23 protein-coding genes and 2 pseudogenes are annotated in these 24829 nt (G+C 70.4%); 12 read left to right on the top strand and 13 right to left on the bottom strand.

Features of this window, described 5'->3' with window-relative positions:
* Nucleotides 1-141 precede the first annotated feature (141 nt).
* From ACWDA7_RS28925 to ACWDA7_RS28935, 3 genes are all read right to left on the bottom strand, one after another.
* Nucleotides 142-873 carry a Mut7-C RNAse domain-containing protein gene (locus ACWDA7_RS28925; RefSeq protein ID WP_450607679.1) on the bottom strand — a complete coding sequence of 244 codons (732 nt, stop codon included), beginning with the start codon at nt 871-873 and terminating at the stop codon, nt 142-144.
* Between the two features lie 25 nt (nt 874-898).
* Nucleotides 899-1543: a TetR/AcrR family transcriptional regulator gene (locus ACWDA7_RS28930; protein ID WP_450607681.1), complete on the bottom strand. Its 645-nt coding sequence runs from the start codon at nt 1541-1543 to the stop codon at nt 899-901.
* A 126-nt stretch (nt 1544-1669) separates the two neighbouring features.
* Nucleotides 1670-3760 carry a thioredoxin domain-containing protein gene (locus ACWDA7_RS28935; protein ID WP_450607682.1) on the bottom strand — a complete coding sequence of 697 codons (2091 nt, stop codon included), beginning with the start codon at nt 3758-3760 and terminating at the stop codon, nt 1670-1672.
* Nucleotides 3761-3973: 213 nt separating this feature from the next.
* On the opposite strand from ACWDA7_RS28935, the gene ACWDA7_RS28940 reads away from it, so the two are divergent.
* Nucleotides 3974-7210 (top strand): tetratricopeptide repeat protein, encoded by a 3237-nt coding sequence (locus ACWDA7_RS28940; RefSeq protein ID WP_450607684.1) that lies wholly within the window; start codon nt 3974-3976, stop codon nt 7208-7210.
* A gap of 57 nt (nt 7211-7267) precedes the next feature.
* Here ACWDA7_RS28940 and ACWDA7_RS28945 read toward each other — a convergent pair whose 3' ends face one another.
* A complete protein-coding gene (locus tag ACWDA7_RS28945) occupies nt 7268-7531 on the bottom strand; it encodes a hypothetical protein (protein ID WP_359392246.1) in 264 nt (87 codons plus the stop codon).
* Between the two features lie 6 nt (nt 7532-7537).
* A complete protein-coding gene (gene mca, locus ACWDA7_RS28950) occupies nt 7538-8416 on the bottom strand; it encodes a mycothiol conjugate amidase Mca (RefSeq protein WP_450607686.1) in 879 nt (292 codons plus the stop codon).
* A gap of 157 nt (nt 8417-8573) precedes the next feature.
* On the opposite strand from mca, the gene ACWDA7_RS28955 reads away from it, so the two are divergent.
* On the top strand, nt 8574-8972 hold the full coding sequence (locus ACWDA7_RS28955; RefSeq protein WP_450607688.1) for a DUF4307 domain-containing protein: 399 nt from the start codon (nt 8574-8576) through the stop codon (nt 8970-8972).
* Between the two features lie 170 nt (nt 8973-9142).
* The gene (greA, locus tag ACWDA7_RS28960; RefSeq protein ID WP_359392252.1) at nt 9143-9643 is read left to right on the top strand and encodes a transcription elongation factor GreA; all 501 of its coding nucleotides are present in this window, start codon (nt 9143-9145) and stop codon (nt 9641-9643) included.
* 90 nt (nt 9644-9733) lie between these two features.
* On the opposite strand, the gene ACWDA7_RS28965 is transcribed toward greA, so the two are convergent.
* The 3 genes from ACWDA7_RS28965 to ilvA all read right to left on the bottom strand — a co-directional run bounded on the left by ACWDA7_RS28965 (nt 9734) and on the right by ilvA (nt 13032).
* Nucleotides 9734-10594 (bottom strand): ABC transporter permease, encoded by an 861-nt coding sequence (locus ACWDA7_RS28965; protein WP_450607690.1) that lies wholly within the window; start codon nt 10592-10594, stop codon nt 9734-9736.
* Entirely contained in the window at nt 10591-11601 is a 1011-nt protein-coding gene (locus tag ACWDA7_RS28970) for an ATP-binding cassette domain-containing protein (protein WP_450607691.1), read from the bottom strand. The genes ACWDA7_RS28965 and ACWDA7_RS28970 overlap by 4 nt, the downstream gene beginning before the upstream one ends.
* Nucleotides 11602-11802: 201 nt before the next feature.
* Nucleotides 11803-13032 carry a threonine ammonia-lyase gene (ilvA, locus tag ACWDA7_RS28975; protein WP_359392258.1) on the bottom strand — a complete coding sequence of 410 codons (1230 nt, stop codon included), beginning with the start codon at nt 13030-13032 and terminating at the stop codon, nt 11803-11805.
* A gap of 162 nt (nt 13033-13194) precedes the next feature.
* Between ilvA and ACWDA7_RS28980 the strand changes: the two genes are divergently transcribed.
* The 3 genes from ACWDA7_RS28980 (at nt 13195) to ACWDA7_RS28990 (ending at nt 14855) form a co-directional block, all read left to right on the top strand.
* Complete coding sequence (locus tag ACWDA7_RS28980) at nt 13195-13701, top strand: MarR family winged helix-turn-helix transcriptional regulator (RefSeq protein ID WP_359392260.1); 507 nt, start codon at nt 13195-13197, stop codon at nt 13699-13701.
* A gap of 316 nt (nt 13702-14017) precedes the next feature.
* Entirely contained in the window at nt 14018-14539 is a 522-nt protein-coding gene (locus ACWDA7_RS28985; RefSeq protein WP_450607693.1) for a sigma factor-like helix-turn-helix DNA-binding protein, read from the top strand.
* Between the two features lie 67 nt (nt 14540-14606).
* Nucleotides 14607-14855 (top strand): hypothetical protein, encoded by a 249-nt coding sequence (locus ACWDA7_RS28990; protein WP_450607695.1) that lies wholly within the window; start codon nt 14607-14609, stop codon nt 14853-14855.
* A 10-nt stretch (nt 14856-14865) separates the two neighbouring features.
* Here ACWDA7_RS28990 and ACWDA7_RS28995 read toward each other — a convergent pair whose 3' ends face one another.
* Complete coding sequence (locus ACWDA7_RS28995) at nt 14866-16020, bottom strand: cystathionine gamma-synthase (protein ID WP_359392266.1); 1155 nt, start codon at nt 16018-16020, stop codon at nt 14866-14868.
* Between the two features lie 288 nt (nt 16021-16308).
* Here ACWDA7_RS28995 and ACWDA7_RS29000 point away from each other — a divergent pair, with 288 nt between their 5' ends.
* From ACWDA7_RS29000 to ACWDA7_RS29025, 6 genes and pseudogenes are all read left to right on the top strand, one after another.
* On the top strand, nt 16309-17427 hold the full coding sequence (locus ACWDA7_RS29000) for a hypothetical protein (RefSeq protein WP_450607697.1): 1119 nt from the start codon (nt 16309-16311) through the stop codon (nt 17425-17427).
* A gap of 126 nt (nt 17428-17553) precedes the next feature.
* The gene (gene msrA / locus ACWDA7_RS29005) at nt 17554-18222 is read left to right on the top strand and encodes a peptide-methionine (S)-S-oxide reductase MsrA (protein ID WP_450607699.1); all 669 of its coding nucleotides are present in this window, start codon (nt 17554-17556) and stop codon (nt 18220-18222) included.
* Between the two features lie 187 nt (nt 18223-18409).
* Entirely contained in the window at nt 18410-19042 is a 633-nt protein-coding gene (locus ACWDA7_RS29010; RefSeq protein WP_450607701.1) for a cysteine hydrolase family protein, read from the top strand.
* Nucleotides 19043-19046: 4 nt separating this feature from the next.
* Nucleotides 19047-19178: pseudogene (locus tag ACWDA7_RS29015) on the top strand (IS630 family transposase); the annotation flags it as partial.
* A gap of 465 nt (nt 19179-19643) precedes the next feature.
* Nucleotides 19644-20477, top strand: a complete 834-nt coding sequence (locus ACWDA7_RS29020; protein WP_450607710.1) for an MBL fold metallo-hydrolase — start codon at nt 19644-19646, stop codon at nt 20475-20477.
* A gap of 248 nt (nt 20478-20725) precedes the next feature.
* Entirely contained in the window at nt 20726-21319 is a 594-nt protein-coding gene (locus ACWDA7_RS29025; RefSeq protein ID WP_450607703.1) for a DUF4291 domain-containing protein, read from the top strand.
* 105 nt (nt 21320-21424) lie between these two features.
* Here ACWDA7_RS29025 and ACWDA7_RS29030 read toward each other — a convergent pair whose 3' ends face one another.
* From ACWDA7_RS29030 to ACWDA7_RS29045, 4 genes and pseudogenes are all read right to left on the bottom strand, one after another.
* Nucleotides 21425-21757 carry a DUF5958 family protein gene (locus tag ACWDA7_RS29030; RefSeq protein WP_450607705.1) on the bottom strand — a complete coding sequence of 111 codons (333 nt, stop codon included), beginning with the start codon at nt 21755-21757 and terminating at the stop codon, nt 21425-21427.
* Between the two features lie 130 nt (nt 21758-21887).
* Nucleotides 21888-23012: a quinone oxidoreductase family protein gene (locus ACWDA7_RS29035; RefSeq protein WP_450607707.1), complete on the bottom strand. Its 1125-nt coding sequence runs from the start codon at nt 23010-23012 to the stop codon at nt 21888-21890.
* A gap of 509 nt (nt 23013-23521) precedes the next feature.
* On the bottom strand, nt 23522-24154 hold the full coding sequence (locus tag ACWDA7_RS29040) for a CBS domain-containing protein (protein WP_360995723.1): 633 nt from the start codon (nt 24152-24154) through the stop codon (nt 23522-23524).
* A 329-nt stretch (nt 24155-24483) separates the two neighbouring features.
* Nucleotides 24484-24829 (bottom strand): annotated as a pseudogene (locus ACWDA7_RS29045) (S8 family serine peptidase); the annotation flags it as partial.

Raw genomic sequence — 24829 nt, forward strand, 5'->3', positions numbered from 1 at the left:
TCACATGCACGTTCGCACGCCCGGAGCAGCTCACACGCCCGGCGCACCAGCCCTGTACGAGGCCCAGCCCCGGTCCCGCAGCTCGTACAGCCTTAACGTTTCTGCCGCAGAACGCAGGGGCCCGCGTGCGACGAGGGAGTGCTAGGTGCGGCTCGGGAACTCGGTGAGGGCGCGCGCCACGATGGCTTCCAGCTGCTCGTGGTGCGCGCCCTTCCAGTAGGCGCGGCCGCACACCAGGCAGCGCGCGAACACATCGTACGAGCGCCGGGTGCCGTGTTCGAGCTGGTCGACGACCTCTTCCTTCGTTGCCTCGCGCAGCAGACCGTTGCAGGCGGTGCACCGCGTCCACGGCCGCAGTTCGGGCGCGAACCGGTGCAGCACGTCCCGCAGTTGGTCCTCCGGCCGGGTGCTGTAGACGAACGCGCCCGCCCACAGTTCCCGGCGGCGCAGCAGCCCCCGGTCGCGGCTGAGCATCACCCGGCGCTCGGCGGCCGAGCGCGAGGCGAGAGCCGGGTCACCGATGTCCATGGACTCATATGCCGCATCCACACCGAGCAGCCGCAGACGGCGGGCGAGAGTGCCGAGGTGGACGTCGAGGAGGAAGCGGAGCGGAGCGCCGGGCACCCGCTGAGGGCGCTCCACGGGCCGCACCTCGACCCGCTCCCCGGCGGCCGGCACATGGGAGGGGCGCAGGACGCGGCCGTCCACGACGAGCGCGCCGACCTCGGTCAGCGGCACACCCAGCGACTCGACGACGTGGCCGAGCGTGGAAACGCCGTCGGTGACGACCTTCGTGGCTCGCCCGCGCCGCCCGTGCGGGATGAAGAGCCCCAGCTCGGGGGCGAAATCGACATGGATCTCCGGTCTGTTCACCTGGTCAGGATGGCACGGGGACGGCTCAGGGGGCTTTGAATTCCGGCGTCAGACCCCGCTCCAGCACATCGAGCGCGCGGGCGACACAGCCGCCGAGGTCGTCCTGCCGCCCGTGCTCGGCCCAGTAGAGGAACGCCTCCGTCAGCGCGGCGGCCACGCCCATGCAGTGGACGCGCACCTCCAGGCTGTCCGGGTCGCGCCCGGTGCGCTCGGCGGCCACCCGGCACAGCATCCGGCCGGTCAGGGCCATGCGCTCGTTCATCCGCGACCGGACCGCCGGCACCTCGACCATCAGCCGCCGGAGCAGGCCCGTCTCCTCGGGCGTCCCGAACTCGCCCCGCATGCTCCGCTCGACGGCGTCCGGGACCACGCGGCGCAGCGACTCCGCGAGCGGCTCGCCGGGCGGGCGGGCACGCAGTTCCTCCTCCAGGACCGGGGCGTACGCGGCGGTGAGGACGATGTCCTCCTTGGCCGGGAAGTACCGGAACACCGTGGAGGTGGACACCTCGGCCGCCTCCGCGATCTGCTCGATGGTGGTCGCCTCGTACCCCCGCTCGCGAACCAGCCGGTAGGTCGCCTCGCGGATCGCCGTACGGGTCTTGATCTTCTTCCGCTCACGCAGCCCCGGACGGGGTGCGGCAGAGGTCGAGCGGTGTGCGGTGGCGGCCATGGTTGTCATTGTCGGACATCCTCGGGACCCCGGCCACGCCGCCGGCGACGTACCGCTGCCGCCCCGGTTGGCCGGACGGCGGGACAGCGGCCCCGCACGGCGGGTGAAGGCGGCTAGCGCCGCGTTTCAGCTCCTCAGGGCCCTGCGCAACTGCCGGGGATCCGTGGTCGGTGCGTCACAGGTGAAGTTGCGGCAGACGTACGCGGTCGGATCGCCGTTCACCAGGATCCGGTCGGCGAGGAGAGGCAGCTCGTCGTCCGGACGGCCCACCGCCACGACGGCGCCCGGCGCGGTGCCCGTGAGTGCCGTGTGATGCAGGCTCCTTGTGGCCGGGTCGTCCAGGGACGGGCCGACGATCGCGACCTCACGCGGCCCGTCGAGGAACGCCTCGGCGACGGCGAGCCCCCAGCCGATGAACCGGGGCACGCGCGGCCCCAGCACCCTGACCACGCCCAACGCCCGCTCCGCGGCGGCACGATGGGGCTCGGAGCCGGTGTGGGCGGCGTAGGAGAGCAGTGCGCCGGCGGCCGCGGACCAGCCGGACGGTGCGGCGTTGTCGGTGGGGTCCTGCGGGCGGCGGATCAGCTTCTCCGCGTCGGCGGCGGTGTCGTACAGCGACCCTCTCCCGTCGGTGAACTGTGCGAGCACATGACCGAGCAGGAGCCCGGAGAACTCCAGCCAGACGCCCTCACCGGTGACGGAGGCGAGCGCGAGGAAACCCTCGGCGACGTCGGCGTAGTCCTCCAGCACACCCGCGTTGGCGCCGACCTGACCGTCCTTCGACGTGCGGGCCAAACGGGCGTGCTCATCCATGTGCAGCCGTACGAGCAGGTCGGCGGCGCCGAGCGCGGCCTCCACCAGATCGGGGCGGTCGAAGTAGGCGCCGGTCTCCGCGAGCGCGGCGACGGCGAGGCCGTTCCAGGCTGCGACCACCTTGTCGTCGCGGCCGGGAGCGGGGCGCTTCCCTCGTCTCCCGAGCAGCCGGCTCCTGATCGACTCGATCTTCTGCGCGCCGAACACACCCTCGCTCTGCGGAAGTTGCAGCACGGAGCTGCCGTGCTCGAAGGTGCCCTCCTCGGTGACGCCGAAGTACTGGGCCGCGATCTCGGCGTCCTCGGGCCCCAGCGCCTCGGTGAGCTGCGCGGGCGTCCACACGTAGTACGCGCCCTCTACGTGCCGGCCCTCGCCTCCGCCCTGCTGCGGACGCTCCCCCGGCTCCCCTCCGGGGCCGGCCGCGTCGCGCGGCACCTCCTCCTCGCTGTCGGCGTCGAACGCGGAGGCGAAACCGCCCTCCTTGGTGCGCAGTTCACGCACCATGAAGTCGGCGGTCTCCAGCGCCACCCGGCGGGCGAGCTCGGAGCCGGTCGCGCGCCACAGGTGGGCGTACACACGGCACAGCAGCGCGTTGTCGTACAGCATCTTCTCGAAGTGCGGCACGACCCAGTCGCGGTCGACGGAGTAGCGGGCGAAACCGCCGCCGAGCTGGTCGTAGAGACCGCCGCGCGCCATGCGCTCGCAGGTGTCCTGCACCATCTGCAGGGCGCCCTCCGAACCGGTGCGGGCATGGTGGCGCAGCAGGAACTCAAGGACCATGGAGGGCGGGAACTTGGGGGCACCGCCGAACCCGCCGCGCTGCGGGTCGTACTCGCGGGTGAGGCCGAGCAGTGCCTGGGCGAGCTCCCCCTCACCGGGCGCCCGCACCTCGCCGTACTGCAGATCCCGGCCCGCGAGGTCACGCACGATCTTCCCGGCGACCTCCGCGACCTCGTCCCGGCGCTCGGCCCAGGCGTGCCGGACGCCTTCGAGGACCTGCAGGAAGGACGGCATGCCCTGACGCGGGGCGGGCGGGAAGTAGGTGCCGAAGTAGAACGGCTCGGCGTCGGAGGTGAGAAAGACGGTCATGGGCCACCCGCCCTGGCCCGTGGCCGCCTGGACCGCCTCCATGTACACGGCGTCGACATCCGGTCGCTCCTCGCGGTCGACCTTGATGCTGACGAAGTACTCGTTCAGATAAGCGGCCGTCGCGTCGTCCTCGAAGGACTCGTGCGCCATCACATGGCACCAGTGACAACTCGAGTAACCGACGCTGAGCAGCACCGGCACGCCCCGTTCGCGCGCCGCGTCGAAGGCCTCTTCCGACCAGGGCCACCAGTCGACGGGGTTGTCCGCGTGCTGGAGCAGATACGGAGACGTCTCGTGAGCCAGTCGGTTCGGCATACCCCCATCCTGCCCGACACGGCCCGTTCGGTCGCCTCACCGCCGACACGCGGTCGGCCGCCGCTGCCGGTGTCACCCGGAAGGAGCGCCGGAGTGGCCTGCGGGATCCGGATGTCATCCAACCCGCTCCGTGATCGCCCGCAACCCTCGCGCTGATGTCCCCCTCGAAGGACACTGAAAGCCAAGGGAGTTGACGCCGGAGGGGGACGTGACATGCGCGACGGCCATCGGACGGAAGCCGAGCGGCTGCTGGCACGGGCCGTGGAGGAGGAGGTGCGCCGCTCGGGCGGTCGCACCAATGGGGGCGTACTGCTCTCGCGGGCGCGCGGAGCGCTCGACGCCATGGCGCAGACGGCCGCGGAGGAGTACGAGGCCTACACACGGGCTCTCGACGAGGTGGAGGCGGGCCGGCTGACCTTCGGTCAGCGGTATGCGAAGGAGGGAGCCACGACGGCGCTCGCGGTGGCGGTCGTGGCCGCGGCCACGACCTGCGCCGCGGACCTCGTGCTGGGCACGGGCGGCGGCACGGCGCTGAGCGCCGCCGTCACCGTCGGGATCGCGGGGGCCGCGACCACGGTGGTGAAGGTGACCGCGTCGCATCTGCCGGCGGCCGGCCGCCGGGCCGGTGAGCTCGGCCGCCCCGGCGGCCTCGAGCAACTGCGGCTGCAGTGGCTGACCGCCCTGGAGGTCCGCGGCATCCGCCCCTTCCTCGACCAGCAGCGGGTGATCCTCTCCTCGACGACCCCCACGAAGGGCTCACCCCAGCTGCGCCGCGCCGACAAGAGCGCGGCGGCGCGCCGGCGCACGGTGCTCGACCAGTCCTTCGGCCAGCTGCCGGAACCCGTGGGCCCGTTCGCGGGCCGGCGCCAGGAGCTGGCACGGATCCGGCAGTGGGTCCAGGCGGCCCGGGCGGCCACGGAGACCAAGCCGTCGGTGGTCGTCCTGCACGGCGCGCCGGGCTCGGGGCGCACGACGCTCGCGATCCGCGCCGCGCACGACCTCAAGGACCACTTCCGGGGCGCGTGCGTGGTGAACCTGCGCGGCGACAGCGCCGACGAGCCGCCGCTGTCCACACGCGACGCCCTGCTCAATCTGCTCAACCGGCTCGGCGCGCCCCGTGAGCAGCTTCTGTTCCGTGAGCGCTCCTCGCCCGATCAGCACGTCAAGCGGCTGATCGAGCTGTACCACCAGCATCTGACGGGCATGCCCGTCACGATCGTGCTCGACGACGCCTCGGACCCCGAGCAGCTGCGCGCCCTCCTTCCCGAGCGTTCCGAGAGCCTGGTGCTGGTCACCGTGCGAGGACCTCTCGACCTTCCCGAGGACCTGCCGGCCCGGGTGCACGAGCTCCAGGTCGGGCCGCTGGACGCGGCGGGCGCGGAGGAACTGCTGAACGCGGCGGCCCAGGACGCTTCGGGCCCGTACGACGCCGAGGCCGCCGAGCGCACCCGGGAGCTGTGCGGCGGTCTGCCTCTGGCACTGCGCGTCTGCGGCTCCTCGCTCGGCCCGCGCACCCCGCGCCAACTGGCCGCGGACCTCGCGGCCTACGGCCCGGTGGACCCGCTGGAGCGCGCTCTGTGGCTGCGGTACACGGACCAGCCGGAGGCCGCACGGCGCCTGCTGCGACGGCTCGCGTTGGCGGGCCGCACCTCACTGGGCGCTGCCGCGGCGGCCGCCCTGCTGGCGACGGACGAGGAGGACGCGACCCGGCATCTGCAGACGCTGGCGCGCGCCGGCCTGATCGACCATGTGCGCGGCAGCCGTTACCACCTGCACGACGTGGTACGGGCCTTCGCGCAGGCCAGGCTGCTGGACGAGGAGGAGCCGGCTGAGCGTACGGCGGCCCAGGAGCGCCTGATCGTGAACTACGCGGAGCTGGCCGACTCGGTGCTGCGCCTGGTGGACGGCAATATGTCGACCCGCTCGGACCGCTTCGGACCGCACGGCTTCACCTCCCTGGACGCGGCGCTGCGCTGGCTGGACGACGAGTCGAGCTTCATCACCGCCACCCTGCGGCATGCGGAGGGCGTCGATCAGTCGGCGGTGCTGAACCTGCTGGGCGCCCTGTGCGACTACTGCCTGCTGCGCGGCGACCTCTACCGGCTGGGCGAGCTCAGCGAGCTGACGATCGGGGGCGCCCCGGCCCGCACGGAACCGACGGCGGGAGAGGTGGACCAGGGCCTTCTGGTGCGCTCGGTGCGCTGGCGTACGGGCATCGCGGCGCGTCAGCTGGGTGAGCTGGACAAGGCCCGGACCACGCTTGCCTCAGTGGTGGACCTGTACCGGCAGGCGCATCACGACGCGGGCGCCGCCCGGGCGCTGTGTTCGCTCGGTATCACCCTCCACCACCAGGGCAACCTCACCGAGGCGACGGCCAGGCTCGAGGAGGCGCTGGAACTGCAGGCCTCCCACGAGCTGGCGGCGGACCGCGCGTGGACCATGCACGCGCTGGCCGCGGTGGAGCGCGACCGCGCACGGCCAGCCCGGGCGCTGGACCTGCTCACCCGTGCCGTGGTCCTGCACCGGGAGAACGAGTCCGTGCACGGTGAGGCCTGGGCGCACTTCCAGCTCGGTCAGCTGGCCCTGCGCATGGGCGAGGTCCCGCGTGCGGAGACGGAACTGCGCACCGCACTGGAACTGTGCACCCGCACCCGTGACCCACGCGGTGAGGCCTGGGCGCTGACCCAGCTGGCTCGTGCCCGCCTGGTCGCGGGCGACGGGTCGTCGGCCGCCGAGGAGCTGCGCCGGGCGGCCGCGCGTCACCGGGAGAACGAGGACGTGCGCGGCGAGGCCTGGACGGTCTACTACCTCGGCCAGGCCCTGGAGGAGGCGGGCGAACTCGATGAGGCGGTCCGCGACCTGGAGCGTGCCCGCACGATGTTCTCGCGGATGCGGGACGTGTACGGGCTGGCCTGCGCCCGCCACCACTCGGCGCGGGTGACCCGTGACCAGCGGGCGGCCCGGACGGGGTCGCTGCGCAACTCCGGATTCGCACGGCAGCTGCTGGTGGACGCGAGGGCGGACTTCCAGCGCATCGGCGTGGCCCACGGCGAGGCGTGGACGTGCCTGGAACTGGCGGTGGTGGACGCGGGCAACGCCCGCACGCAGCAGGCGCTCGCCCTGTGCGACGAGGCGGTGGAGCTGTTCACCTCGTACGGCGACCGCAGGGGGGAGGACTGGGCCCGCTTCCTGCGCTGCACCCTTCTGCCCTACGCCTCCCCGGGAGGCGTCGAGGTGGGTACCGCGGTGGCCGAGGAGGAACTGGCCCAGCTGTCCCGCGCCGGGCATCCGGCGAGGGACGAGAAGCTGGACGACGTCGTCGGGGCGTACGGGGTGCTGCTGGAGCGCGGTGTGAGCCTGGAGGACGGCTGGCAGGCGTGGCGCCTGGGGATGGTGCCCGGGCGGCACGCCCGGGAGGTGATGGGGGTGGAAGTGCCCGCCGGGAACTGACGGGCATCCCGACGGGGGCCGCGCCCGGGTGTCGGCGCGGCCCCGAAGGGCGAGTCCTCAGCCCCGCTGGGCCTTGGGTGCTCCCTTGACCGTGCCCGAGCCCTCCGTACCGGCCTTCTCGCCGGTGTCGGAGGCGTCCTCCTCGAAGCGGACCTTGCCCATGTGCTTGTTCATGGACTTCATCAGGCCCCACACCGCCACAGCCATCACCGCGAAAACGATGAAGCCGAGGACACCGGGGGTGACCTTGTTCTGGTCGACCTCGGCGAGGGTGACGAGGTGCGTCATGGCCGGGCTCACGCTTGCGCTCATGTCAGGCATTGTCCCTCAGGGCCGGCGGACGCCTGCAAAGAGGTCGTCCTCCGGGAGGGAGGTGTCCACAAGGGACTTCGCGAGCTCGTACTCCTCGGTCGGCCAGACGTCCTTCTGAAGCTGGAGCGGGACGCGGAACCAGCCCCCGTCGGGGTCGATCTGCGTGGCGTGGGCGATCAGCGCCTTGTCCCGGATCTCGAAGAAGTCCGCGCACGGGACGTGCGTGGTCAGCGTGCGCTCGACGCGCTCGAACTCGTCCCAGCGCTTCAGCCAGTCCGCGTAGGGCGACTCCAGGCCGCGCGCGAGCATCGCGTTGTGCAGTGCCTCGGTCCGCGGGCGGTTGAAGCCCTGGTTGTAGTACAGCTTCAGCGGCCGCCACACCGGGCCGAACTCCGCCTCCGGGTACTTCTCGCCGTCCGCCGCGCCCTCGAAGGCCACCATGGAAATCTTGTGCGTCATGATGTGGTCGGGGTGGGGGTAGCCGCCGTTCTCGTCGTAGGTGGTGATCACCTGCGGGCGGAACGCGCGGATCCTGCGGACGAGCTCGCCGGCCGCCTTGTCGACGTCCTCGAGGGCGAAGCAGCCCTCGGGCAGCGGCGGCAGCGGGTCGCCCTCCGGCAGGCCGGAGTCGATGAAGCCGAGCCAGTCCTGCTTGACGCCGAGAATCTCCCGGGCCTCGTCCATCTCCTTCTTGCGCACCTCGTGGATGTGCTCCTCGATGTACTTGTCGCCCTGGAGCTTGGGGTTGAGGATGGAGCCGCGTTCCCCGCCCGTGCAGGTCACCACCAGCACGTCCACCCCCTCGGACACGTACTTCGCCATGGTGGCCGCGCCCTTGCTCGACTCGTCGTCGGGGTGGGCGTGCACTGCCATCAGTCGCAGTTGGTCAGTCAAGACTCGATCCTCAGTAAGTCGGCAGGTCGGCGCCCGGTGTGATTCGGCGCGATGTGCGGCTTCTATAGTGACCGAATCGGGGGGCGAAAAATTCCGGGGCCCCGCCCGGAGCACCCCTTCCGGGACGTCCGTCCCGGTGACGGCCGAGAGGACGACCATGAGTACGGCGAGCACGCGGCTGCCCGAGGGCCGTTACGGCCGCTCCGCCGACGACCGCGCCGACCGCACACTCAAGATCGTCGCCAGTGTGCTCGGGGCTCTGCTGCTGATCCTCGTCGGCTGGTTCGGGTATCACTACGTCGTGCAGAACAAGATCAGCGGCCAGGTGATCACCTTCGAGGCGGGGAAGGACTCGGTCAAGGTCCATCTCGAGGTGCGCAAGGACGCGGACGCCACCGGTTACTGCACCGTGCGCTCCCAGTCGGCGGACGGCACCGAGGTGGGCCGGGCGGACTTCCGGTTCGGCGGGCACACCACCCGCATCGACAAGGTCGTCACGCTGCGTACGACGTCCGAGGGGTCCACGGCGGAGCTGCTGGGCTGCCACGCCGACTGACGTCACTCTTCTCACGTAGGGGCTGACCTGCATTGACATAATTCTGATGGCTTATGTCCTCCCCCTTCCGCCGCTGAATTGTTAGGCTCGTGGTTTCGCCCACCCGTGAAGGAACATTCTTCTGGGTAGGGCGATGCTTTGTATTTCCCAGTACCGACGAGGAGCACCCTGTGACCCAGACCAGCGAGAACGTCACCTGGCTGACCCAGGAGGCGTACAACAAGCTCAAGGACGAGCTTGAGTACCTTACTGGTCCTGCGCGCACGGAGATCGCCGCCAAGATCGCGGCTGCGCGTGAGGAGGGCGACCTGCGCGAGAACGGCGGGTACCACGCGGCCAAGGAGGAGCAGGGCAAGCAGGAGCTCCGTGTGCGCCAGCTGACCCAGCTCCTCGAGAACGCCCAGGTCGGAGAGGCCCCGGCCTCGGACGACGGTACCGTCGCACCCGGCATGGTCGTGACGATCGCCTTCGACGGTGACGAGGACGACACGCTGACGTTCCTGCTCGCCTCGCGCGAGTACGCGAGCGCCGACATCGAGACGTACTCGCCGCAGTCTCCGTTGGGCGCCGGCGTGATCGGCCACAAGATCGGCGAGGACGCGCAGTACGAGCTGCCGAACGGCAAGAAGGCTTCGGTGAAGATCCTGAAGGCCGAGCCCTACCAGGGCTGAGCCTCCCCGGCGTCTTCCGCGGGCCCCCGGTGCCTTCAGCACCGGGGGCATCGTCATGCCCGGGGCCTGCGGCCCCGGGCCCCTGGCGGGTCAGGCCGTCGCCGAACGGTACTTCCGCACCGCCAGCGTCCGGAACACCACGATGATCAGAACCGAGTAGATCAGCGACGCCCAGACGGGGTGCTCCATCGGCCACGCATGCGCGGACGAGTGCACCGGCGGGTTGCCGAACAGCGTGCGGCAGGCCTGCACGGTGGCGCTGAACGGGTTCCAGTCGGCGACGTGCCGCAGCCACGGCGTCATGTGGGTGGTGTCCACGAACGCGTTCGAGATGAACGTGACGGGGAACAGCCAGATCAGTCCGCCGGACGTGGCCGCCTCCGGCGTACGCACCGAGAGGCCGATCAGCGCCCCGATCCAGGTGAACGCGTACCCCAGCAGGAGCAGCAGACCGAAGGCGCCCAGCACCTTGCCGATATTGGTGTCGGCGTTGGACCCCACGCGCCAGCCGACCAGGACGGCGACGATCGCGAGGACCAGCAGGGTCAGCGCGGTCTGCACGAGGTCGGCGAGGGTGCGCCCGGTGAGCACCGCGCCCCGCGCCATGGGCAGCGAGCGGAAGCGGTCGATGAGCCCCTTGTGCATGTCGTCGGCGATGCCCGCGCCGGCGCCCGCAGTGGCGAACGTGACGGTCTGGGCGAAGATGCCGGCCATCAGGAAGTTGCGGTAGTCGTCGGGGCTGGTGCTGCCGCCGACCCGCATGGAACCGCCGAAGACATAGCTGAACAGCACCACGAACATGATCGGCTGGATCAACCCGAAGATCACCATCTCCGGGATCCGGGTCATGCGGATCAGATTGCGCTTCGCGACGACCAGCGAGTCACGGACGGACTGGCCGAGAGGATTCGCGGGCGCCGCCGCGGTCACGGTGTCGGTGCCTGCACTCACTTGGCGGTCTCCTTCGTGCGCTTGCCGGCCTTGGGGTTCTCGGCCGCTCCGTTGTCCTCGGGCTTCTCCTCGGCCACATGGCCGGTCAGGGACAGGAAGACGTCGTCCAGGGTGGGACGGCGCAGCCCGACGTCATCCATCTCGATGCCGCGGGTGTCCAGTTCGCGGATGACCTCCGCGAGGAGCTTGGCACCGCCGGCGACGGGGACGGTGAGCTTGCGGGTGTGCTCTTCGACCGTGGCCTCGCCCTTGCCGAAGCCGCTCAGCACCTCCACCGCGGTCGGGATGTCCTCGCGCTGGTGGACGACCACCTCGACGCGCTCACCGCCCGTGCGCGCCTTGAGCTGGTCGGAGGTGCCGCGGGCGATGACGCGGCCATGGTCGACGACGCAGATCTCGTGCGCCAGGTGGTCGGCCTCTTCCAGGTACTGCGTGGTCAGCAGCAGGGTCGTGCCTCCGGAGACGAGCTGCTTGATGACCTCCCACAGCTGCTGGCGGTTGCGCGGGTCCAGACCGGTCGTCGGCTCGTCCATGAACATCACCGGCGGGCGGACCACCAGCGCGGCGGCGAGGTCGAGGCGGCGGCGCATACCGCCGGAGTACGTCTTCGTGGGCCGGTCGGCGGCCTCGGCGAGGTTGAACTGCTCCAGCAGCTCGGTCGCCCGCTGCTTGGCCGCCTTGGACCTCATCTGGTAGAGCTGCCCCACCATCTGAAGGTTCTCGCGGCCGGTGAGATACTCGTCGACCGCGGCGAACTGCCCGGACAGACCCACCGAGCGTCGGACGGCGTCGGGGTGCGCGAGCACATCGATCCCCGCGACGAGCGCCTTGCCGCTGTCGGGGCGCAGCAGGGTCGTCAGGCAGCGGACGGTGGTGGTCTTGCCCGCGCCGTTGGGCCCGAGCAGGCCGAGCACGGTGCCCTCCGGGACGTCGAGGTCGACGCCGTCCAGAGCCCTTACATCGCCGAAGGTTTTCACCAGGCCTTCGGCATAGATGGCGCCTGGCATATGAGTTCTCCACGTCGTTGGGGTTCGGGGAATGGGGGACGAGCGTACGTTCATGCGTTCGTTCGCTCGATGTGTTTTTTCCGCCCGCGCAGGCGCGATGGTCCCGCAGCACGGCGGACGCGATGAGGCGACCACACCATAACGCGATGTATCGCGTCTCTCAAACGAATTTTTCCACTCGGCCACGACAACGGCCGGTACTCAGTCGATGACGGTGTAACCCGCGTCCCGCAGCGCCTGCCAGACCTCGGCGCAGTGCTCCGGGCCCTTCGTCTCCAGGTGCAGCTCGACCTCCGCCTCCGTGAGCCCGAGCCGTGGATCGGTCCGTACGTGACTCACATCGAGGACGTTAGCGTCGAGCACTGACAACACCCCGAGAAGCGTCGCGAGGGCTCCGGGGCGGTCGGTCAGCCGCAGCCGGACCGCCAGGTAGCGACCCTGCGCGGCCATGCCGTGCCGCAGGATGCGCTGCAGCAGCACCGGGTCCACGTTGCCGCCGGACAGTACCGCCGCCACCGGGCCCTCGAAGGCGCCCGGATCGCTCAGCAGCGCCGCCACCGGACTCGCGCCGGCCGGCTCGACCACCAGCTTGGCCCGCTCCAGGCACAGCAGCACCGCGGCGGACAGCGCGTCCTCGGACACCGTACGGACCTCGTCGACCAGGTCGCGGATGATCCGGAACGGCACCTCACCGGGCCGCCCCACCCTGATCCCGTCGGCCATCGTGGCCGGGTTGTCGACCGACACCGGGCGCCCGGCCGCCAGCGAGGGCGGGTACGCCGCCGCTCCCTCCGCCTGTACGCCTACCACCCGCACATCCGGGCGCAGCGCCTTCACCGCGGTCGCGATGCCCGCCGCCAGCCCGCCGCCGCCGATGCCCACGACGATCGTGCGTACCCGCGGCCACTGCTCGAGGACCTCGAGACCGACCGTGCCCTGGCCCGCGATGATGTCGGGGTGATCGAACGGGTGGATGAAGACCGCACCCGTCTCGGCCGCGTACCGCTGCGCCGCGGCCAGGGTCTCGTCCACCACCTGGCCCTGCAGACGTACGTCAGCGCCGTACTCGCAGGTCGCGCTGATCTTCGGCAGTGGGGCACCCTTGGGCATGAAGACCGTGGAGTGCACCCCGAGCAGCGAGGAGGCGAGGGCCACGCCCTGCGCATGGTTGCCCGCGCTCGCGGCGACGACGCCCGCCGCCCGCTCCTCGGGCAACAGCCCCGCGATCCGCACGTATGCCCCGCGCAGCTTGAACGACCCGGTCCGCTGGAGGTTCTCGCACTTGAACTGCACCGGCGCACCCACCAGCTGGGACAGGTGCCTGCTGCCCTCCATGGCCGTGACGCGGGCGATGCCCGACAGCATCTTCTGGGCGCCCCGTACGTCGTCCAAAGTCACCGCCGGCAAGGAGTCAGCCGTGCTGTAGTTCATGACCACCAGTCTCGCAGTTCACGCCGCTTCGCAGCGGGTGTGACCAAAGCCCTGGACAGGTTTGTGCAGCGCCGGTACGACCTGCGCCCCGGCCGCGTACCCTGTCCCCCAACCCAGCCCCACGCATGAATTGAGCCCCCGGCCATGCCCACAACGCCTGAAATGTCGATGGACATGTCGACCGTCGGTGAACCCGGCCTTCTGGACACCCTGCAGCACGAGGTCGCGGTGTTCGCGCGGCGCGCCGAACAGACGCGGCTCGGCGGGGTCGGGCCGGTGCGCAACTCCATGGACCGCGCCGCGTACCTCCTGCTCAACCGCCTCGACAAAGAGGGCCCGATGGGCGTCAAGGCGCTGGCGGCGAGCATGGGCATCGACTCGTCGACGGTGACCCGGCAGGTGGCCCCGCTCGTCGACACCGGCCTCGTCAAGCGCACCTCCCACCCGGAGGACGGGCGCGCGGTGGTACTCCAGCTGTCCCCGCGCGGACTGGCCCGCCTGGAGGAGGTCCGCTCGTCCCGGCGGCAATTCATGGCCGAACTGACGACCGACTGGACACCGCAGGAGCGCGAGGACTTCTGCACCCTGCTCACCCGGTTCAATGCGGCTCTCTCCGCCCGGCAGGCCACCCAGGGGGTCCCGGGACCGGAGTCCCAGCCGGCCACCTGAGCCCGACGTCCTGAGCGCCACGTCCCGCGCGGGCAGCCCTCGTCCTGCACCGCGCGCCGACGTACCGCGCCCGACGTACCGCCTCCCCGTACCGCGCGGACCCCGCTCTTTGCGTCACCGGCCCGGCACGCGCGCGCTCGAGCGCTCCCCGGCTCTTGACCCAGAGGGCGCGGCCGGTCTGATATGAGACCGGAACCCGTCGTACACGGTCCGGTTCGCCGTACACGCCCAGATCCTGCCGTGCGTGCGCGGCGGCTGCCGCACGGTGTCGACGAGGTCCGGTCCGCTTCATGATCGCCCGCAGGGGGGAGGCGCGGTGCGAGAACGGCACGCTTCCCATGGCGCCCGCCGGACCCGTGAGTTCGAGGCGTTCGTCGCGGGCGCGGCCGGGCGGCTGCTGCATGCCGCAACCCTGCTCACCGCGGAGATCCCGGACGACAACCCGCGCGCGCAGCGCCTGCTGACGCTGGCCCTCGCCCAGACCTACGCGTCCTGGGACCGGCTGCGCGGGGACGACCCCTACGACCGGGCGCGCCAGTATCTGGCCAGTCGCTTCGCGCGCGGGGCGTGGCACCAGTACGGGGCCTGGTGCCGGTACGGGGCCTTCGGCCGGCGCCGGCCGAAGGCCCAGGGCCTGCTGGCGGACCTGTCGCCCCAGGAGCGGCTGATCCTCGTCCTGAGGCTGTACGAGGGTGTGGCCGAAGAACAGGCGGGCGCCCTCCTCGGCCTGTCCCCCGAGCGGGTGCGCGCGATCTGCGCCCGGGCGATGACCACGCTGCTGCACCCGCCGCCGGGGCCGGCGGCGACGGTGCCGATGGCGAAGCCGGCGCCCTCGTGACGGGGCCGCGCCCGAGAACAGGGCGCCTTCCGGGACCCTGCCGGACCCGGTCAAGCGGAGGTGACCGATGAACATGCCCGAGCGTGAGGCGACCGTACGGCGGCTGCTCGAGCGGACGCCGCCGCATGTGCCGCCCGGCCTGTACCCGGAGGCCCTGCGGCGCGGCGGCCGGATGCTGCGCCGCCGCACCGTGGCCCGCCGGCTGATGTGGCTGGTGCTGATCGCCGCCGCCGTCGCCTTCGCGGTCTGGGCCCTGTACACACGCCCCTGGGTGGAGCCGCCGTCCACGACGACCCCACCGATCAGCGACTGGTGAGACCGCGCGGCTAGCCGAGGGCCTGCTGCAGGTCCTCCAGGAGGTCGTCGACGTTCTCGATGCCCACGGAGATGCGGACGAGGTCGGCGGGGACCTCCAAGGCCGAGCCGGCGGCCGACGCGTGCGTCATGCGCCCCGGGTGTTCGATCAGCGATTCCACACCGCCCAGGGACTCGCCCAGGGTGAAGACCTTGGCACGGTTGCACACCTCGACGGCCGCCTCCTCGCCGCCCTCGACCCGGAAGGAGACCATCCCGCCGAACGCCTTCATCTGCTTGGCGGCGATCTCGTGCCCGGGGTGCTCCGGCAGACCCGGGTACAGAACGCTCGTCACGCGCGCGTGCCGGGTGAGCATGTCGGCGACCTTGGCGGCGTTCTCACTGTGCCGGTCCATGCGGACGGCGAGCGTCTTGGTGCCGCGCAGCACCAGCCACGAGTCGAACGGGCCCGCGACCGCGCCCATCGCGTTCTGGTGGTAGGCCAGCTCCTCGCCCAGCTCGGGGTCGTTCACGATCAGCGCACCGCCGACGACGTCGGAGTGTCCCCCCATGTACTTGGTCAGGGAGTGCACGACGACGTCCGCGCCGAGCGCGAGGGGCTGCTGCAGGTAGGGCGTCGCGAAGGTGTTGTCGACGACGAGCCTCGCGCCCGCGTCACGGGCGATCTGGGCGACGGCGGCGATGTCGGTGATACCGAGCAGCGGGTTGGAGGGGGTCTCCACCCAGACGGCCTTGGTCCGCGGGGTGAGCGCGGCTCGTACGGCCGACGGATCGCTGGTGTCGGCGACCGACCACTCCACACCCCACCGCGAGACGACCTTGGCGAAGAGGCGGAACGTACCGCCGTACGCATCGTTCGGGATGACGACGTGGTCGCCGGGGCTGAGCAGCGTACGCAACAGGCAGTCCTCGGCCGCCAGTCCGGACGCGAACGCGAGGCCGCGGCGGCCGCCCTCCAGGGCGGCGAGGTTCTCCTCCAGGGCAGTTCTGGTGGGGTTCGCACTGCGGCTGTACTCGTAGCCGCCGCGCAGACCGCCGACGCCGTCCTGTTTATAGGTCGAGACCTGGTAGATCGGCGGGACGACCGCGCCGGTGAGGGGGTCGGCGGTGTTCCCCGCGTGAATCGCGAGGGTCTCGAAATGCTGACTGATGTGCCTGTCGCTCATGAGGACCGAGGGTAGTGCGCCCGGGACGAGGATGACGGCGAAGGCCCGACGGCGCCGGGGCGAGCACGGAGTGTCCGGTGCGCGAGCGCGGAGGGTCGCTTCCGTCGACGGAGTCGACGTGGGGGCTGGAGCGGTCGACGGGGCGCGGGAGCGGTCAGCGGGTGGGCGGGAGCGGCGACCGCGGCGACGGAAGGCGGCCGGCCGCCTCGCCGCAATACGCCGCCGGGTTTTCCACAGGCCCGGCGACCAGGTTGGCCAACTGCCGGACCCGTCTGGTTCGCTTGAGACATGGTGATTCTTTGGGTCCTGATGGCGCTGGCCATGATCAGCCTGGTCCTGCTGCCCGTCCTCATGCGCAGGCGCGCGGGTATCCAGCAGGTCGCGCCGGGCGACCCGGACGCCGCGGATCCGGCGAACTACGGCTTCGTCCGCCAGGAGGAGCTGGACGTCCGCATGCCCGGGCCCGACCAGGACCTGCTGGATGTCCTGGACGTCGTGCAGCGTACGCAGGACTACCACGCGGCCTCCCAGCTCCTGGCCGGCACGGAGAAAGAGGGCGAGACACGCTGGCAGCGCGTCCAGGCCTTCGCGGGCGCGGCATCCCTCGAATTGCAGCAGCGGCCCGGCGGCGTGAGCGAGATGCCGGGCGCGCAGTGGTTGCGGGTATGGCGGGCCGAGGCCCCCAAGGACGCGGGCGGCGCGGCCGTGCAGGCGGAGTTCCTGGTGCAGCAGGCATGGCGCACGTCGACTCCGGGGACGGACGAGTTCCGGATCATCATGGAGGAGGCGAAGTCGGCGTGTGCGGAGGCAGCGCTGCTGGCCCCCGGTGACCCGATCCCCTACATCATCGAGCTGTCGGTGGCCCGCGGACTCGCCTATCCGCAGCCGGAGTTCGAGCAGCTGTGGCTGAAGATCCTGGACCGCTCCCCCGCCCACATGGGCGCGCACCTGGCGGCGCTGCACTACTGGTGCGAGAAGTGGCACGGCTCGCGGCAGGTGGCGTACTCGTTCGCGGAGGCGGCCGCGGCCCGCGCCCCGCAGGGCTCGTTCCTCGCCGCGATGCCCCTCTTCGCGGTCTTCGAGCACCTCCCCGAGGTGAACCTGGTCCGCAGCTTCTATCAGAGCGAGGTCGTGACGAAGGCGATCCACGGCGCCCTCTACGCGGTGCAGTCGGCCCGCTCCGACGACCCGATGCTGGCGCACGTCCGCCACCTCCTGGTCTTCTTCCTGGTCCGCAGCGAGCGCTGGTCGGAGGCCATGGCTCAGCTGGTCCACGTCGACGGCCATGTCGGCGCACTGCCCTGGACCCTGACCTCCGACCCGGCCGCGGACTACGCGGTCTTCCGCGCACTGGCGGTGGCGGGCTACGAGGCGAACGGAGGAAGCCCGGCGACGCTGCCACGCTGAGCGAAAGGCGAAGGAGCGGCCAGGGGGTGGGCGACTACTCCGCCCCGGAGGGGCCCGGAATTCCCGTGGCGACGGGCACGTTGTCGAAGGCGCATCCCACCCCGGCCGCGACCCAGTGGAGACCGCATGTTCCTGTACAGCCGCGTGCCCCAACTGCCGACCCCGGAACAGGCCCTGCGCGGTCGCTCCACCCCGCCCTTCACGGTCCCCGAACGGCACACGGTCCTCGGCACCCCGCTCCTCGGTCCCTACCCGGAGGGCCTGGAGATCGCCGACTTCGGTCTGGGCTGCTTCTGGGGCGCCGAGCGCAAGTTCTGGCAGCTCCCGGCGGGCATCCACACCACACTCGTCGGATACCAGGGCGGCTACACCGAGAACCCCATGTACGAAGAGGTCTGCTCGGGTCTGACGGGCCACACGGAGGCGGTCCGCGTGGTCTACGACCCGAAGCAGATCTCGTACGAGCGCCTCCTCCAGGTCTTCTGGGAGACCCACAACCCCACGCAGGGCTTCCGCCAGGGCAACGACGTCGGCACGCAGTACCGCTCGGCGATCCACACCCACTCCCCCGCCCAGGCCGCCACGGCCAAGGCGTCCCGCGAGGCCTACCAGAAGGTCCTCACGGCCTCCGGCTACGGCACCATCACCACGGAACTGCTCCCCGCGGAGGGCCGCGAGTTCTATCCGGCGGAGGGGTACCACCAGCAGTACTTGGCGAAGAACCCGGCGGGGTACTGCGGGTTGGGCGGGACGGGGATGTCCTGCCCGATCAGTGTCCCCAAGGCCGAAGGCTGACGGCACCGGGTGGGTTCGGAACGTAGGCGCAGAGAGTGGCTGGCACCGCACCCGCCCTCTCATGGAGCAGAGCGTGACACAGGTCAGCACGGCTCTTCGTTCAGCCACATGGCTCTCCAGCGGTCGGCGGGTCACGTGCGGAGTGCTTAGCCTCGGCAAAGAAGCAGCCGACCGAAAGAAGCCTGGTATGACGATGCCGTCGTATGAGCCGAGCCGGATGGGCCTGCTGCTGATCGACACGGTCAACGAGGTGTTCTCGGAGAAGGGAAAGCTCTACCCGACGTTCAAGGACGAGTTCGACAGGATCGGCACGTTCGAGAACCTCAAACGGCTGCTGACCGGGGCCAGGCAGCACAAGCTGCCGGTGTTCTTCGCGCCGATGTCCTACACCGAGCACGACTACACCTCGTGGAAGCACCTGACCGGCATCCACCAGGAGATGTTCGGCAACCGCGAATTCGCCGCGGGCAGCTGGAACGCCGATTTCCACCCCGAGCTCTCACCCATCGACGGCGAGGTAGTGATCGTCCCGCACAAGAACATCGACGTGCTCGCCAACACAGACCTCGAGGTCCAGCTGCGCCAGCACAACGTCGAGTACATCGCGATCGCCGGGATGATCGGCACGCACTGCGTGGAGTCGACCTCGCGCAGTTGTATGGAACACGGCTACCACGTGACCACCTTCACCGACGCCACCGCGGCGCTCGGCGGGCGCGCCGCATACGACGCGATGGTCCAGCGCTACCCGACCATCTCCCACGCCACGTTGAGCGTCGACGAGTACCTCGCCGCTGTGGGTGCGGCGCTGAAAAAGTGAGCCCCACCTCCGGCGGCGCAACCTCCACGTCCGCTACCCAGACGTCCTCGCCGCCCAACGCGAGGAACGCGCCGCCCGCATCCGCAGCGAAAAACGCATCCGATGGGGCGACCGCCGCATCCCCGAGACAGCCTGACCAACCCGGTGAATCATCGCGTTCACAGCACCAGGAAGCGGCTCTGTGAGGCTCGGCGGCTTCACCGGTGATTTCCTCCAGCCCGCATGCTCTGCCCCCATGAGCCTGAGCGCGGAGTTCCGCCGGCTGCCCAGGAAGGCACGACGAGGGCTGCACCGCCCGGCGCGGCAGCACAGAATCCCGCATCCATTGCAGCATCACCCCCTCCTGCCCGAGACCGCGGCGTGCTCCACCCGCCATCACACCCTGGCTACCGAGTGTGACGTGCCACGTCCGTTCCGAGTGGGAGACGTCGGCGTGCTCCCTCACCATGCACCGCGCCGCGCATGTGCCCGCCCACGTCGGCTCGCGGCACCTGGCTGGGGGAGACGCCCGGAAAGAGAATCAGTTTCACGCTTGCACATCAGGGCAAATCCCCCTAATAGCCACCTTCCTGGTCATCCAGCTGGAGGTCTCGTGAACGCGATGATCACGCTTCCGGTAGGCGAGCAACCTAACGTTGACGCCGGTGAGGTGCACTTCATCGGCAACGCCACGACATTGATCCGATGCGCGGGGTTCACGATTTTGACCGACCCCGCGTTCCTGCACAAGGGAGGGCATGTCCATCTCGGGCATGGCATCTACGCCCGCCGTGAGGTCGATCCCGCCTGCCAGGTTGCGGATCTTCCCCCACTGGACCTGATCGTTCTGTCGCACTATCACGCCGACCACTTCGACGACGTCGCAGCTCGGGATCTGGACAAGAGCATCCCCATCGTCACCACGCACCATGCAGTCGAGCAGTTGCGCCCGCTGGGCTTCGCGAATGGCCACCCGCTCGACACCTGGGAGAGCCAGACCGTGCAGAGAGGTGACGCCCGGCTCAAAGTGACAGCCATGCCGGCTGAGCACACCAACAACTTCGAACTGCAGGACATGCTCATGCCGGTCAACGGCTCACTTCTGGACTTCTTCACCGGCGACCGGCACCTGTACCGGCTGTACGTCAGCGGCGACACCATGCTGCACAACCGGCTGTACGACATACCCCAGCGCTATCCGGAGATCGACCTCGGGTTGTTCCACGCCGGCGGGACCACGCTCTTCCTCACTGTGGTGACCATGACCGGGGCCCAGGCCGTCAGGTGTGCGGAGATCGTCAGGCCGCGCACGGCGATCCCGATCCATTACAACGACTTTTCGGTGTTCCGGTCCGGGCTGGAAGATTTCAAGCAGTCCGCTGCCGCGTCCTCGGTTCCCATCGAATACCACTATCTGAACCACGGCGAGCGCTACCAGTTCACCATGACGAAGTAGGTCAGGCCGCGCGAGCTCGGCCGTCACCTTCGGTCGGCTGACGCTCAGAGCGCTCCTAGGATGGGCGCGTACGTCGAACGGCTATCCACCGGTGGCTCAAGCCCCCTCATAGACCTTTTGTCCTGCGGTCGGACAACACCAGCAGTACTTGGCGAAGAACCCGGCGGGGTACGGCGGGTTGGGCGGGAGAGGCTGACGCGGTCGAAAATCGGTGGCCGCACGGACCGGTCGGCTCCACGCTGTACGTCATGGAAGAGCCGCAACGCGGGATCCGGGCGGTCTACGCAGCATCCACGATCACCGTCTACCAGGCGTACTCCCCGGACATTGGCCTGCCCGCCGTCCGCGAGGGCCGTTTTCCCGCCCTGTGGAAGCGGGACCGAATGACGTGGATCAAACCGTCGTTCCTGTGGATGATGTACCGCTGCGGCTGGGCCACGAAGGGCGGTCAGGAGACCGTCCTGGCTGTTGAGATCACCCGCGACGGCTTCGAATGGGCCGTGCGCAACGCGTGCCTGTCGAGCTACGTCCGCGGGGTACACCCCGACCGCGCCACCTGGCAGCGTCAGCTGAAGCGCGCGCCCACTCGCATCCAGTGGGACCCCGAGCGGGACCTGCATCTGCAACCCCTGCCGTACCGCTCCTTGCAGCTCGGCCTCTCCGGCGAGGCCGCTCGACGTTACGCCGACGAATGGACGGTCGCCATCCGGGACGTGACCCCACTCGCCCACGAGATCCACACGCTCGTACGCAGTGGCAACCTCGACGCGGCTGCCCGCCTGCTGCCCCGGGAGCGTCCCTACACCGCCGCAATCGAACTGCCGACCCACCTGCGTCCCTGATCCAGCAATCCCCCACAACAGACCGCGCCATCGGGTCACATGGCAGCACAGCCTCGCCAAGAGCGGGGTGTCCTGCCCGATCGGGTTGCCTGGGCCGAAGGATGATCAAGTAGCCGTCGGCCGCGCGTCCGGATGGCCGGCCAGGTTGTGCCACTCGTAGGTGCACCCGTCAGCGCAGTGACGCTCGCGTCGACGGGTGTCGGCGACAGCGAACAGCGCGAGCAGCAGAGGGAACGCCCTGGCGCGGTCGAAGGGCGGCAGGGCGGACATGTTCAACCGCCATCGGGACAGCATCACGGCGGGTGTGTAGGTCCGGCGTATCCCGGAGCGCTCAATGGCCTCCTCGACGTCAGCCTCTATCGCACATGCCTGGAGGCAGAACTGCACCAACTCCGGCAGAACCAGGCGCTGTTGCTCCTCCTCCAGGCCGGCGACCACGCCAGGCCTTCCGACACCGGCCGTATCCCCTGGGCACGCTCGTTGAGAATGACCTGGCGCTCATGCATGTTTCCCGCCCCCCTCTGGCAAGGCAGCGCTTCCGCCCCCCGTCCGACCCGATTGAACCAAGTCAGGAACCAGAATCCGGCCCCCCGGCCAGATCGCGATCCACGATCACCGCCACCTTGCCCACCGTGCCGTGGCCTGCCTTGAGCGACTGCAGCCCCGTGTTGATCGCCTCCACGGTGCTGTCGATGGTCTGGCTGATGTGCGGGACCACAATTCCCTGCTCCGCCCACTCCATTGCCAGAGCCATCCCACGCTGGAGAAGATCACGCGCCTCGCTGTCGAGCGTGGCGGGTTCGGAGAAGTACCGCAGCAAGTTGACGTTGACATGCTTGGCGCCGCGCTCGGCCAGGATGGTGTCCACCGGGCTGTCCGTTTCGACCAAGCGTGTCGTCTTGCCGGGGCCGACGCCGAGCACGATCCAACTGCCGTCGCGCCGGACGGTCTTCGCGGTCTCGACAAAGCCCCGCTCGCTGTAGGTGGCGTCGAAGACGAGGTCGACGCCTTGACTGCCTGTCAGCTTCGCGATTTCGGCCGGGACGTCGTCGCGCTTGTAGTCGAAAACGTGTTGGGCTCCGGATTGCCGGGCCAGCGCCATTGATTGCGGCGTACTACCGCTGCTGATGACCAGTCCCGCGCCCAGGGCACGCACCGCCATCTGCACGGCGAGGTGCCCGACGCCACCGCCACCTCCCGGGACATAGACCGACTCACCGACGTGGACGGCCTGGTAGAGACTCGCGAAAGCGGACAGGAAGGCCATCGGTAGCGCCGCCGCATCGCGAAAGCTCAAGGACGGCGGCTTGCGGGCGGTGAGGAATCGGCTGGCGACGGCATAGCCGCCTTCGCTTCCGCTCCCGACCGTCGCTGCCCAACCGCCATTAGCGTTCAGATCGGCCAGACCGGCCACCGCGTCGCCGACGGCTACGTCGCTCACTCCATCGCCCACGGCGACCACCACCCCCGCGAGGTCAAGACCGAGAGCGACGGGAGGCGTCCGCCCCATGAAATTGAGGTCGGCCAGCTTGTACTCCAGCGGGTTGAGCGACGAGGCGGCGACGCGGATCAGAACCTGGTCGGCAGTCGGCTGCGGGACGGGAACACGCACCGCCTCGAGCGGCAGCCCGGCTCGGTCTCTTGTGTAACCGACACCGAGAAACGTCTCGGGGATCGTCGGAGTCTGCTCCATGTTTCGCTTCCATCCGATGACACGCCCGGCCGCGACGGCACCGGCAGGACCGGGGCGATTTCGCGTTGGATCTCGAGGTGCACCCGGCCGAACGGCCGGCCCTCCGCAAGATGCTGCTGGGCCTCCGCCGCGGACTCGAGCGGGAATCGCTTCGCGACGATCGGCTCGACCGGCCCGACTGCGGCCCGGACCTGCGCGTTCGCCCCTCGTTGGAGGCCATCGCAACCTCCCGCGGGGAGGCAGTACGAAACAGGCACCTCAACATCACCAGAGTACGTACCAGGGAGGCCTTCGGCACGCTCAGCGGGCATCGCCCGCCGGGGCGGAGACGCAGGGTCCCCGACGGACCCGGCCGCCGCGGCAGTCCCTGTGCCGCCCCATCCGGCGACGCCTCGCGCTTGCCGTCGCCGTCCGCGGCCGAGGACGCCACCGCGGTGAGCGCGCCGGTCAGGCTCCTCGAGCGGTTCCCTGCGTCCAGGGCGTCGATTGATCAGGCACATCACCACCGGCTAGTCGGCCAGGTGGGTGTCCACGGCGACGACACCGTCGACCCCCTGGCACAGGCCCACGACCACCGGCACGAGACGCGATTCCGGGACGTGACCCCACAGGGTGATGGCACCGTCCTGGACCTCGACCTCCACGATGCCCTCGTCCAGACCGAGGATGCGCCGCAGGACGTCCCGCTCGACCTCGCCGCGGATCTCGTCGTCGGAGCGGATGAAGGTGTCCAGCAGGTCGCTGCGGCTGACGATGCCGATGAGGAGCCCGTCGTCACCGACGACCGGCAGCTGCTTGACGTGCCGCCCGCGCAGTTCCCGCACGGCCCGGGGGATCGTCCAGTCGGGATCCGCGGTGAAGACGGGGCTGCTCATGAGCGCGCTCGCGGTCCGGGCCCGGGCCTTGCTCCAGGCGCGCTCGTCGTCCCCGTCCAGCCCCTGCGGATCGGGCATGCCGGTCTCGTGCCGCAGCACGTCGGACGCGGACACGACGCCGATGGGGACACCCTCGTCGTCGATGACGGGGGCCGCGGCGATGTCGTTCGCGTCCAGCAGGGCGGCGATCTCGTGGAAGGGGGTGGTGGGGCGGACGGTGATGACGTCCTTGGTCATCACGTCACCGACCGTGCGGCGGTGCAGCATGACATCGTCCTCCTCCGCTTCGCCTCGGGGCGGCGCCCCGGCCTCCGCGGCCGCTCGTCCACGCCGCCTCCCCTATCCATGACAGCACCGTCCCGCCCCCGCGACCAGTGACGTCCGGCCCGGCGAGGCGGGGCAGACGCCCTCACGCCCGAGAGTGCGTCCGGATCGACCAGGCGGGGCAGGCACCCTCACGCCCGGGAGTGCGTCCAGCTCGACCAGGCGCGGCAGACGCCTTCACGGCCGGGAGTGTGGCCGAGCGCGTGGGAGTCGCACGCCGAACGGCACCCCTCGTCCGAGGGGTGCCGTTGTGTGCGCCGGGGCGGGAGGGGCTAACCCGCCATGGACAGGACATACGGCGACAGGGCCGGGGCCAGCTGGACGCCGGGGGCCAGGCCCAGGGCGACGAGGGCGTCGGGCAGGCCGCGGCCGACGCGGGCCGCCTCCACCGTGCCAAGGACGGCGAGCTGTCGGCAGCTGGCGGCGATGATCTCGAACAGATGCTGTACCCGGCCGGGGCCACGGGGCAGCAGCTGTCCGTGGAAGTCCTCGTGGTGAGCGAGAACGAGGGCGGCCAGACCCACGATGTGGGCCGAGGCCGTGCCGGTGCCGTCGAGCGCCGCGTATCCACCGTGCGGTGCGCACGACAGGACCGCCACACCGGGTGCGGCCGCGTCG

Source organism: Streptomyces sp. NPDC001156 (assembly GCF_053598275.1).